Annotated in this window: 15 protein-coding genes; 6 read left to right on the forward strand and 9 right to left on the reverse strand. The window is 39.6% G+C overall.

Annotation, left to right across the window (positions count from 1 at the left end; translation table 11 throughout):
* The first annotated feature begins 40 nt into the window (after positions 1-40).
* The 3 genes from QK890_RS16550 (at position 41) to QK890_RS16560 (ending at position 2,615) form a co-directional block, all read left to right on the forward strand.
* A complete protein-coding gene (locus QK890_RS16550) occupies positions 41-622 on the forward strand; it encodes a DUF6621 family protein (RefSeq protein WP_044299557.1) in 582 nt (193 codons plus the stop codon).
* Between the two features lie 25 nt (positions 623-647).
* Positions 648-1,544, forward strand: a complete 897-nt coding sequence (locus tag QK890_RS16555) for a LysR substrate-binding domain-containing protein (protein ID WP_005775932.1) — start codon at positions 648-650, stop codon at positions 1,542-1,544.
* 78 nt (positions 1,545-1,622) lie between these two features.
* Positions 1,623-2,615 carry a YeiH family protein gene (locus QK890_RS16560; protein ID WP_122143661.1) on the forward strand — a complete coding sequence of 331 codons (993 nt, stop codon included), beginning with the start codon at positions 1,623-1,625 and terminating at the stop codon, positions 2,613-2,615.
* 83 nt (positions 2,616-2,698) lie between these two features.
* Here the strand turns inward: QK890_RS16560 and QK890_RS16565 are convergent, their stop codons facing one another.
* The 3 genes from QK890_RS16565 to QK890_RS16575 are packed head-to-tail and all read right to left on the reverse strand — an operon-like array spanning position 2,699 to position 4,412.
* Positions 2,699-3,382, reverse strand: coding sequence for a DUF4252 domain-containing protein (locus QK890_RS16565; RefSeq protein ID WP_122143662.1), 684 nt, complete (start codon positions 3,380-3,382; stop codon positions 2,699-2,701).
* Positions 3,383-3,388: 6 nt separating this feature from the next.
* Positions 3,389-3,916: a hypothetical protein gene (locus QK890_RS16570; RefSeq protein WP_005775935.1), complete on the reverse strand. Its 528-nt coding sequence runs from the start codon at positions 3,914-3,916 to the stop codon at positions 3,389-3,391.
* Entirely contained in the window at positions 3,897-4,412 is a 516-nt protein-coding gene (locus QK890_RS16575) for an RNA polymerase sigma factor (RefSeq protein ID WP_005775936.1), read from the reverse strand. Before QK890_RS16575 ends, QK890_RS16570 begins: the two co-directional genes overlap by 20 nt.
* A gap of 141 nt (positions 4,413-4,553) precedes the next feature.
* On the opposite strand from QK890_RS16575, the gene QK890_RS16580 reads away from it, so the two are divergent.
* Complete coding sequence (locus QK890_RS16580; RefSeq protein ID WP_005809822.1) at positions 4,554-4,778, forward strand: hypothetical protein; 225 nt, start codon at positions 4,554-4,556, stop codon at positions 4,776-4,778.
* A 63-nt stretch (positions 4,779-4,841) separates the two neighbouring features.
* Here the strand turns inward: QK890_RS16580 and recA are convergent, their stop codons facing one another.
* From recA to QK890_RS16600, 4 genes are all read right to left on the reverse strand, one after another.
* Positions 4,842-5,885 (reverse strand): recombinase RecA, encoded by a 1,044-nt coding sequence (gene recA / locus QK890_RS16585; RefSeq protein ID WP_005775938.1) that lies wholly within the window; start codon positions 5,883-5,885, stop codon positions 4,842-4,844.
* 10 nt (positions 5,886-5,895) lie between these two features.
* Positions 5,896-6,342: a thioredoxin-dependent thiol peroxidase gene (gene bcp, locus QK890_RS16590; RefSeq protein ID WP_005775939.1), complete on the reverse strand. Its 447-nt coding sequence runs from the start codon at positions 6,340-6,342 to the stop codon at positions 5,896-5,898.
* Positions 6,343-6,427: 85 nt separating this feature from the next.
* Positions 6,428-7,621, reverse strand: coding sequence for a saccharopine dehydrogenase family protein (locus QK890_RS16595; RefSeq protein ID WP_005818807.1), 1,194 nt, complete (start codon positions 7,619-7,621; stop codon positions 6,428-6,430).
* A gap of 94 nt (positions 7,622-7,715) precedes the next feature.
* Positions 7,716-8,966, reverse strand: coding sequence for a hypothetical protein (locus QK890_RS16600; RefSeq protein WP_032540873.1), 1,251 nt, complete (start codon positions 8,964-8,966; stop codon positions 7,716-7,718).
* Between the two features lie 124 nt (positions 8,967-9,090).
* Here QK890_RS16600 and QK890_RS16605 point away from each other — a divergent pair, with 124 nt between their 5' ends.
* Positions 9,091-9,882 (forward strand): META domain-containing protein, encoded by a 792-nt coding sequence (locus QK890_RS16605; protein WP_005809815.1) that lies wholly within the window; start codon positions 9,091-9,093, stop codon positions 9,880-9,882.
* A gap of 95 nt (positions 9,883-9,977) precedes the next feature.
* Here QK890_RS16605 and QK890_RS16610 read toward each other — a convergent pair whose 3' ends face one another.
* Together QK890_RS16610 and QK890_RS16615 are read right to left on the reverse strand one after the other, a co-directional pair.
* Positions 9,978-10,979: an iron ABC transporter permease gene (locus tag QK890_RS16610; protein WP_005809813.1), complete on the reverse strand. Its 1,002-nt coding sequence runs from the start codon at positions 10,977-10,979 to the stop codon at positions 9,978-9,980.
* On the reverse strand, positions 10,976-12,115 hold the full coding sequence (locus QK890_RS16615; RefSeq protein WP_032540898.1) for an ABC transporter substrate-binding protein: 1,140 nt from the start codon (positions 12,113-12,115) through the stop codon (positions 10,976-10,978). Before QK890_RS16615 ends, QK890_RS16610 begins: the two co-directional genes overlap by 4 nt.
* A 533-nt stretch (positions 12,116-12,648) precedes the next feature.
* Here QK890_RS16615 and QK890_RS16620 point away from each other — a divergent pair.
* Entirely contained in the window at positions 12,649-14,811 is a 2,163-nt protein-coding gene (locus QK890_RS16620; RefSeq protein WP_186993138.1) for an SLBB domain-containing protein, read from the forward strand.

Genomic DNA, 14,811 nt, shown 5'->3' on the forward strand with positions numbered 1-14,811 from the left:
TATCTTTATAGCCTGAATATAATTATAAAGGAATTACTATATGGACGAAAAAATAAAGTTCTCTTCGAATGTGATATTGATAGATGCAGCGTTCTTGAATTTAGTTATAACGGATCTGAAGAAATATTTTGAGCGAACATTGAAGCGTGAGTTACAAGAGATTGATCTTTCGGAATTGATAACTTATTTAGCGTTAGACTCAGGCATAACAGAAGGAGAAAATCAGATTCAAATATTAGTGGTATACGATAAGAATTCCGTCCGGTTATCTAATTGTGTACCGTCTGATTTATCTACAGAGCTGAATGGTGTAGCGTTTAAGAGTCAGTTTGGAGAGTTTTCTTTTGCCGGTGTACCTTGTGAGGAAATGGTATCCCGTGAGGAATTATATCTCGATTTATTAAATATTGTTGCAGATTCTGCCGATGTGAGACAATTGATTTTAGTCTCTTTTAATGAAGAATATGGTGATAAAGTAATGAATCGGTTGAAAAAGATTAAAAATAAAAAAACGATTCAGTTTCGTATGAATGAACCGGAGGAAATGCTGGAAGGGCATCAATGGGAAATGCTTGCATATCCGTTGATGCAAGCGTTGGGAATCAGGGGAGAAGAATTGTAATTATAGACAATAAACCTTTATATTTATGTCTGATTTTCGTCTAAAAGTATTTTTAAGTGTTGCTAAGAACCTTAGTTTTACGAAAGCGTCACAAGAGTTGTTTGTCAGTCAGCCTGCTATAACCAAGCATATTCAGGAATTGGAAACTTGCTATCAGGCCCGCTTGTTTGACAGGCAAGGGAATAAGATATCTTTGACAGAGGCAGGGAAGCTTTTGCAAGAACATAGTGAAAAGATATTGGAGGACTATAAACGGCTGGAATATGAAATGCATTTACTCCATAATGAATATATAGGTGATTTAAAGTTAGGTGCCAGTACTACAATTGCGCAATATGTGCTTCCTCCTTTATTGGCTAATTTTATAGCAAAATTTCCTCAGGTAAATCTTTCTTTGCTGAATGGGAATTCCAGAGAAATAGAAGCAGCTTTGCAGGAACACCGCATTGACTTAGGTTTAGTGGAGGGAATTTCTCGTTTGCCGAATCTTAAATATACTACGTTTTTGCAGGATGAATTGGTGGCTGTTGTCCACACAGGTAATAAGCTCTCATTACCGGATGAAATTACTCCCGAAGATTTATCCAGAATTCCTCTTGTGCTTCGTGAGAGAGGTTCGGGCACGTTGGATGTTTTTGAAAGAGCTTTGTCCGGACATAATATAAAGTTATCATCTTTGAATGTGCTTTTATATTTGGGTAGTACGGAGAGTATCAAATTATTTCTGGAACATACAGATTGTATGGGAATTGTTTCTATCCGTTCCATCAGTCGTGAATTACTTTCCGGTACTTTTCGGGTTATCGAAATCAAAGGCATGCCTATGTTGCGTGAATTCTGTTTTGCCCAACCCCAAGGGCAGGAGAGTGGATTGTCACAGGTTTTGATGCAGTTTGCCATGCATCATAATAAAAAGTTATAAAGCATAATTAGATGCAATTGGCATATACCGATAAGTAGCCGTATCTTTGCACCCGAAAAATAAAAAAGATAATAAGATATGGTATCAGCTATTACGAAAACGTTACAGACAAACAATAAAAAGGTCTATGTTTCTTTACTTTCTATTTTGACTTTATTTCTAATGTTGGATTATGTTCCAGGATTGCAGGCACTTTCTGCATGGGTAACTCCACCATTAGCTCTCTTCCTTGGGTTAGCTTTCGCATTGACATGTGGACAGGCGCATCCGAAATTTAATAAAAAGACATCCAAATATTTGTTGCAATACTCTGTTGTCGGATTAGGTTTTGGTATGAATTTGCATTCGGCACTTGCTTCCGGTAAAGAAGGAATGGAGTTTACTGTTATTTCAGTAATCGGTACACTGATCATTGGGTGGTTTATTGGTCGTAAGTTCTTGAAGGTAGATCGTAATACCTCTTATCTTATCAGTTCGGGTACGGCGATTTGTGGTGGTAGTGCTATTGCTGCTGTAGGTCCTGTAGTAAAGGCGAATGATAGTGAAATGTCTGTAGCGTTGGCTACAATATTCATATTAAACGCACTTGCACTTTTTATCTTTCCAGTAATCGGACATGCTTTAAATATGAGTCAACATGAGTTCGGAACTTGGGCTGCCATTGCTATTCATGATACAAGTTCTGTGGTAGGTGCCGGTGCTGCATACGGTGAGGAGGCACTAAAAGTTGCTACTACTATTAAATTGACCCGTGCCCTTTGGATTATTCCAATGGCATTTGCTACTTCGTTTATCTTTAAAAGTAAAGGACAGAAGATCAGCATTCCTTGGTTTATCTTCTTCTTTGTATTAGCTATGATTGTGAATACCTATTTGTTGGATAGTGTGCCTGCATTGGGGGCAGCTATCAATGGATTGGCTCGTAAGACTTTAACTATCACTATGTTTTTCATCGGGGCTTCTCTTTCATTGGATGTTGTGAAGTCCGTAGGTATCAAACCTTTGATACAGGGAGTACTTTTGTGGGCAGTGATTAGTCTGAGCACTTTAGCATATATTTATTGGTGCTGATTAAATATAAACAGAACTGTATGTAAGAGGTACGATGTCTAAATACATCGTACCTCTTACATATAATAACTATCCTATATCATTTACTCTGTACTTATGTTTTTTAATTCTTTCCCAAGGTTTTTTAGTTCGTCATTCAAAGCGTTTAATTCTTCGCTATAATTTGTATCTATAGTGTTCAAATTATAAGTTCCGCTTAATTCTATCATACCTTTTTGTTTGCGTATATCTTTCTTGCTGTCATAAATGACAGGTTTATTATTGGTATAGAGCCTATCTCCTGATATTATAAAGCACTGACTGGTATTTTGATACAACATTAGTTTTTTGATATCATCCGTCGTCATATCTCCTTCCATATATACAAATTTTAGGGAAGATGCTCCGTCCATTACCATAATTAGTTCTTTTATCTTACTTCCTTTACGATTTACATAGATTTCTGAACCGGAAGTTGTCCCTTTTTGTTTCATCAATAGTTCATATTTGGATGACTGCACCAAAGAACGAATATCTTTAGCCATCTCTTCACGTATCTTATTATCACGCGTAGAAAGGACCTGAACAGAATTCAAGTGTTCTGCCACCTTACCTATATAAAGGTCCTTCATAAATAAGTTCGGATTTAGTTCCATCATTGCTTTAGAGATGTAAACTGATGATACCCCTTTCATGTCGTTGTATTTGTTGAACAGATTCTTTTGTGCCTGACAAAAGAGAGGTGATAATAGCAGCACACAAACCAGAATAAATTTCATTGTTTTCATAACCGTTTATTTTTTTATTTCGTTTTTTACTTCTTGATGTATTCTTCTCATGTCAATTTGGCTTTCCTTCACTTCATTGAACCCGTTGTTCAGGTTAACGGAAATCTCCAGTAATGTCGCCTGAAACATTCGATAGGCTTCTTCCGGGTCAGAAAACGTGTCTTGCGGTGTAGGTGGACACACATTTTTACCCAGATTGTCGATACCATATCCAAGACCGACAAGTAATAGTATAGTGGCTGCTATACTTCCAATCCAGCGCCAATTGTTCTTGGAACTGTTGGGGCGGAAGAAGCGTTGTTCTTTCTCGGCCATTTCATCAATCAACAAGTTTAGTTTGTCCTCCAAATATGCAGGAATTTCCACATCATGATCTGCGTTTAAGTAAAGGTTAAGAAAGATTTCTTTGTCCTTCAGCAGATGTTCGGGCACTTCCGTTGTTCTGAAATAATCTCTCAGCGCCTCTTCTTGGCTCTCGGTAGTAGTCCCCTCATAAAACTTGGCGAGCAACCTTTCAATTTCTTCGACTTTCATAATTATTCCATTTATTAAATTCTTCACGTATCTTTTTCCTTGCTCGTGATAGCAGTACACGAACATTAATAGAATTCAATCCGGTAACTTGTTCTATCTCTTCGTAAGAACAGCCTTTGATATCGCGCATGTTTATGATCCGTTGCTGCTGTTCGGGTAAGTGGGCTATGATATCTGTTACCTGTCGTGCGCCTTCGCGTACTTCCAGGTTGTCCGACTGGGAAATATCCTGAACGGCAGACAGTTCTACGGTTTGTCGGGACAATATGTACTTTCCTGAGCGGAGCAAATCAAAACACATATTCTTTACCAAAGTGACACTAAATGCTTCCGGATTACTAATAACAGTCAGTCCTTCCCGCTTATCCCACAGCTTCAGGTAGGCTTCTTGCACTATATCCTCCGCATCGGCTGAATTCTCCAGTAGTCGGTAAGCTACACGGTACAGTTTGCGGTGATAAGGCAGAAACTCTTTTTTAAAACTCTCAGCATCCATGGATTCGTTTTTGTCAATGTTTATATTTGTAAGACGTAACGGGACGAATTATGTTACAAAGAAAGAGAAAAAAGAGCAAGTAATATGAAGATATTTGATGAAAAGGATGTACTTTTAATGACTTAATTAAAATGAAATACTATGAGTGAAAGTGAAATTACGAAATTGGATATTATTGTAGAGGTATTAGGTGAGAGAGAACCGGAGATACGGCGCTTGGTTACATTGGATGATCGGATAAGGACATTTGCAGAGTCTGGTGATGAAAATGGTCAGAGAATGCCAATTGAACTTATAGCGGAGTGGGCGATGTTACTGGATAAGTACTATCCGTTGGCATTGGAAAAACGGAATTCTCTGAATTGATATATGATAAACGATTGGCTGTCATTCAATGAAATACAGCCAATCGTTATCTATTGATTAGAGTTATTTGTGTTCTCTCAGTTTTTCGAAGATTAATCCTTCCAGTTCTTCAGCGAGTTCAGGATTATCGGCAATACACTGTTTAGCTGCATCGCGACCTTGTCCCAGCTTCGTGTCGTTATAGCTATACCATGAACCACTTTTCTTGATGATTCCTAAATCGGCTCCCAGATCAATAATCTCTCCAGAATGTGATATACCTTCGCCAAACATGATATCGAATTCTGCTTTACGGAAAGGAGGGGCTACTTTGTTCTTCACAACCTTGACCTTTGTTTGTTTACCAATCACTTCTTCACCGTCTTTTATTTGTTGTGAACCGCGGATATCCAAACGTACCGAAGCATAGAATTTCAATGCATTGCCACCGGTTGTTGTTTCGGGATTACCGAACATTACACCGATTTTCTCACGCAATTGGTTGATGAAAACACAAGTCGTACGGGTTTTACTCACTGCTGATGTCAACTTGCGTAATGCCTGAGACATTAATCGAGCCTGCAAACCTACTTTATTGTCGCCCATGTCTCCTTCTATTTCTGCTTTCGGAGTCAAGGCGGCTACGGAGTCCACTACGATGATGTCGATGGCTGAAGAGCGGATCAATTGCTCTGCAATTTCCAGTGCCTGTTCTCCGTTATCCGGTTGAGAGATAAACAGATTATCTACATCCACTCCCAGCTTGGCCGCATAAAAACGGTCAAAGGCATGTTCAGCATCAATGAAAGCGGCAATTCCACCGGCTTTTTGTGCTTCTGCAATGGCGTGGATCGCCAGTGTGGTTTTACCGGATGATTCCGGACCATAAATTTCAATTATTCTTCCGCGGGGATAACCGCCTACGCCTAATGCTGCATTCAGTGCAATCGAACCTGTAGGAATTACTTCTACTTGTTCTACCACTTCTTCACCCATTTTCATGATAGAACCTTTACCGAAGCTTTTCTCTATCTTGTCCATGGCAGCCTGTAAGGCTTTTAATTTTTCGCTTGATGCCATTTTATTATTATCTGTTTCAAAATTTAACTCGTCTTCTTTCTTTGCCATAATGATCGATTTATAAAATTTGTGAAGCGTGTTCTTTGGTCTTTACCTCTTTCGGACCAATGATTCGTTCAACGACTCCTTCTTCATTGATCAGGAAAGTAGTGCGTAAAGTACCCATATAGGCACGGCCATATAGCTTTTTCTCTCCCCATACTCCAAATTGCTCTACTAATTTTTTATCAGTATCGGCAATCAAGGTAAATGGCAGATTATTCTTTTCAATAAATTTTTGATGTGACTTTTCATTGTCTACACTAACACCGATCACTTCGTATCCGGCCTTACGCAATTCTGCGTAATTATCACGCAGGCTGCAAGCCTGAGCCGTACAGCCGGAAGTGCTATCTTTGGGGTAGAAATAAAGGACGATTTTTCTTCCTTTATAGTTGCTGAGGCGTACCTCTTCTCCCTTTTCATTGATACCCAGCAATTCAGGGGCTTTATCTCCTATATTCATCTTTGATGATTTTCCCAATGTATAAATTATGTCAATCAGCTTACCACAAGGTGGCATATAGCCAATTGACATATTATTATGTTAATTACAATTCCAGGTTTCCGTCGAATTCTTCGTGCCAAGGCAGACCTTGTTTGTTCAATTGTTCCATGAACGGATCCGGATTAAACTCTTCCACATTATTCACACCCGGTCGCTTCCATTCGCCTTTGAAGAACATCATGGCACCAATCATGGCCGGGACACCTGTGGTATAGCTTACTCCCTGCATACCAGTTTCTTTGTATGCTGCTTCGTGACTACAGTTATTGTATACATAGTAGGTACGTTCTTTGCCATCTTTTAAGCCACGGATGCGGCAACCGATAGAGGTTTCCCCTTCGTAATTTTCACCCAGATCTTGAGGATTAGGTAGCACGGCCTTCAAGAATTGCAAAGGAACAATTTTTTGCCCGTTGTAATCGATTTCGTCGATGCGGGCCATACCGATGTTCTGAATCACACGTAGATGAGTCAGATATTCCTGACCGAATGTCATCCAGAAACGTGCTCGTTTGATAGTTGGAAAGTGTTTTACAAGTGATTCTAACTCTTCGTGGTATAACAAGTATGAATCGCGAGGACCTATATTCGGATAAGTCAAGTCTTTATGAATTTCCAAGGGTTCGGTGGTTACCCATTGTCCGTTTTCATAATAACGTCCGTTTTGGGTGATTTCACGGATATTGATTTCCGGATTGAAGTTTGTAGCAAAAGCCTTGTGATGATTTCCGGCATTACAATCTACTATATCCAGGTATTGAATTTCATCGAAATAATGTTTGGCAGCATATGCCGTATAAATGCCACTTACCCCTGGGTCGAATCCACAACCTAAGATAGCAGTCAGACCTGCCTCTTTGAAACGTTCGTGATAAGCCCATTGCCAGCTATATTCAAAGTGAGCTTCGTCTTTAGGCTCATAATTAGCGGTATCCAGGTAGTTTACACCTGCTTTCAGGCAGGCTTCCATGATAGTCAGATCTTGATAAGGCAAAGCAACGTTAATAACCATTTCCGGTTTGAAGTCGTTGAATAGTGCTACCAGTTCGTCTACATTATCAGCATCCACTTGGGCTGTTTTTATGCTGGGGTTGCCGATGGCTTTCACAATGTCGTCACATTTTGACTTCGTGCGGCTGGCGATCATGATATCAGTAAATACATCGGCATTTTGTGCCACTTTGTGTGCTACAACGGTACCTACACCGCCTGCACCGATAATAAGAACTCTACCCATTTCTTTAATTAAGAATTTTAAATTAAGAATTTAAGAATTGTTGATGGAACAAATATACGGCATTATTTCAGAATATTCGCCGATTTAAGTTTCTTTATTTGGCGCGAAGCAAGATACCATTTTCAAACTCCAGTATTTTTCCTCTGTATAACCATGTCTCAAAACGAGAGTCGGTCCGGGCTCTGATTTCGATAGGTTCGCCGATTGCCAACTTACACTCTTCGGTTGTCATACCCGGTTTTACCTCTCCTTTAGCAAGCATTAACCAGTTGGCTTCGCTAATGTTCGGATATTTTTTTCGTATGTTGGCAAATTCAAAAAGATTTTCGATGAAATCTTCATTTCTAAGGATAGGGTCATATCTCAAATCTACTTTTATTCGGTATGTTGTTCCCAAAACATCTGCCAGTAGGAGTGTAACTGACGTTCCTGTTTTTTCAGGTTGCACATCTTTGATTTGTAGGGGAGTATAACGCAGTAAATCTGCTTGTTTTGTTCGTATTGTTTTTAAGGGATAAACGGCTTGTCCGATATATTTAGATTGAATGGACTCTTTGGCTTTAATGTCCGGATTGGTAAAAGAAAATGCATTGGGGAAGTAGCTCATCCTTTTTTCTGCTTGAAAATCTTCAGGTTCCATACAGGAATTTGTTCTGGACATGGCTACGTCAATATAATAGGTGTTCCCTTCACTGTCAGTAAAAACAATTCTCACAGGAAAAGCTTTGCTACCAATACTTATTGCTATGACTTTTACGGGTTCGCCTTTGGGAATGCTGACCTCTCTGTATCCGGAGTAACTGCTGACATCATCTACTTTTACTATGGTAGTCCGGGTATAAAGTGTTTTTCCAATCAATAATTCTTTGGCAGTATTTATATCTTGCAGGTAGACGAGCCCGTTGATACCGGCACGAGGATCTTTATCACACAGATCGTTTAGTTTGGTATCTTTCATTTCATAATAGTATTTTTTACCTTCACATTCAAAAATGAAACGTGAAGTATATATTTTACCGATATATGTTTCATGCTCTGTTTCTTCTGATCCTACATATTCTACAGTTTTATTTTTGAGTAAGTCGTTAACTACTTCTTTCCCGTTTTCGTAACAATAAAATATGGGGATGAATTCGTCACCACTATCCGGAATAAACATAAATTTTATTCCAGGTGTCCACTTACATAATTGTTTCATCGGAAAATACGTTGTTATGAAATTCGTTTCTTCATCAACCGATGGAGCCAAGGGGGAAGCGAGGGGTACGGAATAATCTTTCTGTGCAATTGCCGCCGAAGCGACTGTCAAGAGGAGGAGTAATAAGGTTCTGATACGTCTTTTCATGATTGTATATTGTTTGTTGAACTATTCGTATGTCTGTTCTGTTTATCTTAATTCGACAAATGTATCAACTTTATATTATTTTTTATCTATATTTGCGCCAATATTTAACTTAAATAGTATAACAATGAAAAAAGTATTGTTTTCAATTTGCATGGCAGGTGCAGCATTCGCAATGTCATCTTGTGGTTCAACCAAAGAGACCGCTTCTTTATCATCTTTAAATGGTGAATGGAACATTATTGAAGTGAACGGTTCAGCTATTGTTCCGGCAGAGAATCAGGAATTGCCGTTTATCGGTTTTGATACAGCAACTGGAAAAGTATATGGTAACAGCGGCTGTAATCGTATGATGGGTTCGATAGATCTAAATTCAAAACCCGGTACTATTGATATGAGTCGTTTGGGAAGTACTCGTATGGCTTGTCCTGATATGACAACGGAACAAAATGTACTGAATGCATTGGGACAGGTAAAGAGTTATAAAAAACTGGGTAAACAGAACATGGCTCTTTGTAATGCTTCCAGTCGCCCGGTAGTTGTCCTTCAGAAGAAAGTATCTACGGTGAAGTTGTCTGCACTGAACGGTGAATGGAAAATAGAGGAAGTGAATGGTGAGGCTATCCCTTCCGGTATGGAGAAGCAGCCTTTTATCAGTTTTGACATTAAAAAGAAATCTATTCATGGAAATGCCGGATGTAATCTGATTAATGGAGGATTTGAAACTGATAAAGAAAATCCTCGTTCTATTTCTTTCCCAAATGTTATTTCTACTATGATGGCTTGTCCGGACATGGAGGTAGAAAGTAAAGTGATGAAGGCTATCAATGAGGTGAAATCATTTGATGTATTGTCCGGTGGTGGAATTGGTTTGTATAACGCAGACGGAACATTGGTAATGGTATTAGTGAAAAAATAGTAGTGCCTTAGTTAAAAGATACAGAGAAGGGTGTCCCACGTGGGACACCCTTCTCTGTATCTTTTAACTAAGGTTTAGTATAATAATGGTTCTTCTTATTTTAGATATGAGTTGCGGAATATGATCCAAACGATTACTGGAGAGCCAAACAAAGCAGTTACTGCATTGATAGGTAATGTACCCTGCATTCCGGGCATTTGAGAAATTAAGTCGCAAATTAACAGCGTAATGGCACCACACAGTATGGAGCCCGGAAGAATAATACGGTGATTAGGGCTCCCAAACAATCCTCTGGCTACATGGGGCATGGTGATGCCTATGAAGGCTATAGGACCGGTAAAAGCCGTCGAAGTTCCGGCCAAAAGTGCAGTGGCCAGAATAATCCAAAGGCGTAATCTGATCACAGAGACTCCCAATCCGTTGGCATAGTTTTTTCCCAACAACAAAATATTGAGTTGCTTTTGCAAGAGCAATGCAGTCAGAATTCCACAGGCAATGACAGGGGCCATCACACTCATCTGTTCCCAGCCCACTGAAGAGAGGCTGCCAAAGGTCCAGGTAATAAAAAGCTTGAGAGTATCCGGATTGCTCATACTTTGCAGGATACTGACGATGGCACCGGCAAAGTTGCCGAACATCATGCCTATAATTAACAGAGAGACAGTCTGAGGTATTTTGATAGAAACGATTATTACCAATAATAAAACTCCTATAGCCCCAATGATAGCAGCTGTCACTTGCCCCCATCCTGCTATAAGCCATAAAGGAAGCGAAGAAGTGCCTAAAGTGAGTAAGGCTACTCCCAGGCTGGCGCCGGAAGTTACTCCCAATACGTCAGGACCGGCCAGTGGGTTATGAAACAGAGTTTGCATCAATACTCCGGCAACAGAAAGTGATGCTCCTGCTAAAATAGCTGTTAATGCTTTGGGAAGTCGGTGATTGATGATAATTTCACGATAGATAAGATTATCACTGCCTCCGGTAAGTGTATCCCATACGTCTCGTATGGAGAGGTTGACGCTTCCAATAGCAATATCTGCCATGAAAGCAATGACTAATAATATGATTAATAATAAAAACAGCCGGTAGTTTTTCATTCACTTCTTAATTTATCCATGTAAGTTAACTCGTAGTCAGGCAATAGTGTCGGATGAACGATCTTGATCATATCACTCAATAATAGATCCGGACGAGCTACTCCACTTTCCCAATAGTCGTTTCCACCAGTAGCATTTGCCCGCTTGTTTATATGGTATACATTGCCGTCTTTATATGATTTGAATAGTTTGTATTTCGAGTCCATTCGTCCCAACTCTTCCAAAGTATTGGCTTGTACGCCTACCCATATGTCAGCTTGGTTGAAATGTATCAGAGCTTCTTCAATACTGCTGGATATACTACCGGAAGCTGTTGTGTCGTTGGCATAATAGTAATTGGCACCTGCATCGCGGAAGAGTTGTGCACTATAGCTTCTTCCTCCCGGCATAGACCAGGTTCCCCTGTAATCTTGCCCGGAAAGTATAGAAGGCGCATATGAAAATTTCTCGGCACTCTTTTTTACTTCATTGTATTGTTTTGCTATTTGCCCGAAAATGCTGTCAGCCAATGCTTCTTTGTCAAAAAGGGCTCCGACAAATTTAATCCATTCTGCACGTCCCAGAATAGATTTTTCTTGCCATTCAATATTATATAGGATCGGCAATCCCGTTTGTTTCATACGTCGGCTGTTTTCGTCTTCGGTATTGTAGGCAGAAGTCATTACGGCCTGTGGGTGTAATAAAAGTAAGTTTTCTATGTCCAGATTGAAAGCATCGCCCAAATCTTTTATTTTACCCTCCTTGACACCTTGCAGAATGGTAGGATTGTAAATATAGGCCGAGTTGCACACCCCTGTCACTTTATGCAATTCCCCCAGAAGTTCAAGAAACCCCAAATGAGTAGCTGAGTTGGTCATAATACTTTTTAGTGGGATCACTATTTTGTGACCGTTGGCAGGGACAGGCTGATCTTCGGTTTTCACAAGATAATAGATATCATAGGTCTCTCCCGGTTTCCAGGGATTATATACTGTTACTGTAGTGTATTCAGGAGAATGTGTTATTCCGAATCCTTCTGCATATGAAAGAGGGGCCGAAACACCTTCTTCGACAGTGAGTGTTGCTTTCTGCTTTTCTTTGCAAGCAGTGAGCAGAAATGATATTAGTACAAAAAGAATAAAAGAAGATCGGTTCATCATACTTTAAATATTGATTAGTCGTGGTGCAAAAATACAGGATTATTCCGGATTATAGGTCTGCCTAATAAGGAAAATGCCGTAAATACGAGCAAAGGGAAAGCCGATGAAAATGTGTTTTTAAACGTACGTTTATTTGTTCACAAAGATAAAGCTAATATTTAAATACACAAAGTGTTTAATAAAAAGACTTCATTTTAACTTTCATTGTTATTGAAATAACCTCATTCTCAAATCAATGTCTGTTCTTTTTCTTTTCATTTTATCTCTATGATTTTATAAATCTTTCCCTTTAACGAATCACTTGTTTTTAATGTGTTTTTAAACGTACGTTTAAAAACACATTTTTTTAGATATAATACGTTGATAATAAGAGTGTTTTATTGAGAATATATTAAAAGCTAACTACTATGATTTTATTAGGATTGATTCTTGGAAGTGTAATATTAGGACTGCTTGCTTGTCTGATATGGATACTTTATGATTTTCGGAGATTTAAGAAGAAAAATAATCTTATAGAATAACTTAGGAAAATGGGCAAGAAAGTATTAGTCTTTTTACTGTTTCTTTTATTTATTGGATGGGTAAGGGCTCAACAGGAAGAGCTGCAAAAAGTAGTAGGACAGAGCGAACAAACTCAGGTTTTTGGACGCAATATATTTGCAAGTCGGAACTTGTCATTTGAACCTAATCTGAATATTCCTACTCCAGAAAACTACATGTTAGGACCGGGAGATGAAGTGATAATTGATATATGGGGAACTTCGGAAAATACGGTAAGAGAGACTATCTCTCCCGAAGGAAGTATTGTGGTGGAGAACATCGGTCCTATTTACCTGAGTGGTCTGAACATGCAGGAGGCCGAGCAGCATCTACGGCGTGAATTTAGTAAAATCTATGCAGCTATCTCCGGAGAATCGGTACATATCAAGGTGACATTAGGAAAGATACGTTCCATTATGGTCAATGTCATGGGGGAGGTTGAAGTTCCCGGTACCTATCGGTTATCTGCTTTTGCATCAGTGTTTCATGCTTTGTATCGGGCTGGAGGGGTCAATCGAATTGGCAGCTTGCGTACGATTCAAGTCGTGCGGAACGGTGAAAAGGTAGCTGATGTGGATGTATATAAATATATAATGGAGGGAAAACTGGCAGATGATATCCGTTTGTCGGAAGGAGATGTGATTCTGGTCTCTCCTTATGAGAATCTGGTCGGTATTTCAGGAAAAGTGAAACGACCGATGATTTATGAGATGAAACAGGGAGAGTCTCTGGCTACCTTAATCAACTATGCAGGCGGCTTTACAGGGGATGCTTATCGGAATACGGTTCGTTTATTGCGTCGTAGCGGAAGAGAGAAGCAAATATATAATGTAGATAAAGTGGATTATGAAAACTTTATTCTGACTGATGATGATGAAGTTTCCGTAGAGGCGGTATTAGATCGTTTCTCTAATAAAGTGGAAGTTCGTGGGGCAGTATATCGTGCCGGTATGTATCAACTGGACAGTTTGACAGGAACTATAAAACAACTGATATGTCAGGCCGAAGGGCTTCGTGGGGATGCTTTTCTTAATAGAGCGTTGCTTAAGCGAGAGCGTGAGGATCTGTCACATGAAATGATTCCTGTTGATTTGAGGAAACTGATGGAGGGGAGTATTCCTGATTTACCCCTTCAAAAAAATGATGTACTTTATATATCGAGTATCCGGGAACTGGAAAAGGAAGGAACATTGGCTATCTATGGCGATGTGGCAAATCCGGGATATTTTCCTTTTGCTAAAAATATGACTATCCAGGATCTGATTTTAAAAGCCGGTGGTCTGTTGGAATCAGCTTCAACGGTTCGTATCGATGTATCGCGGCGTATTAAAGATGCTAAAAGCACCTCTTCCTCTTCTGTAATAGGGAAAAGTTTTACGGTTGAATTGGAGAATGGCCTATTGATAGGAGCAAAGAGGGTGTTTGAATTGGAACCTTATGATATGGTTTTTATACGTAGAAGCCCGGGCTATCAGAAACAGGCGAATGTGACGGTTGATGGAGAAGTAATATTCACAGGCAACTATGCGCTGACTAAAAGGAATGAACGGTTGAGTGATCTGATAGCTAAGGCCGGAGGATTGTCGAAAGATGCCTATGTAAAAGGTGCACGCCTGATGCGTAGGATGACAGCTGATGAAATCCGGCAAAAACAAGATGCAGTCCGGTTTGCTGTTAAGGGAACCGGAAAAGATTCGGTATCTTTGGCTGCTCTGGAAGTCGATCAGACTTATTCAGTAGGTATTGAACTTGAAAAAGCATTAGCAAAACCAAAGTCCGATGAAGATTTGGTGTTGCGTGAGGGAGATGTACTTTTTATTCCTAAATATGTCAGTACTGTGACCATAACCGGAGCTGTGATGTATCCCAATACGGTTCTTTATCAAAAAGGAAGTGGAATTGATTATTATATAGGTCAAGCCGGCGGCTTTGGCAACCGGGCCTTGAAGCGACGTGCCTATGTTGTATATATGAATGGCACTGTTTCCCGATTAAGACACAATACGGCAAATGCCATTGAGCCCGGGTGTGAAATAATCGTTCCCACTAAAGAAGAACGGAAAAAAGCTACTGTGTCCGGAGCAGCAGGCATGAGTAGTTCCATGGCTTCTATTGCTGCAATGGTTGCTTCTATGGTGAGTTTAACAAAATAA

Origin of the sequence: Bacteroides sp. NGMCC 1.200775, from assembly GCF_040798045.1 — a bacterium.
In the GTDB taxonomy this organism is placed as follows: domain Bacteria; phylum Bacteroidota; class Bacteroidia; order Bacteroidales; family Bacteroidaceae; genus Bacteroides; species Bacteroides hominis.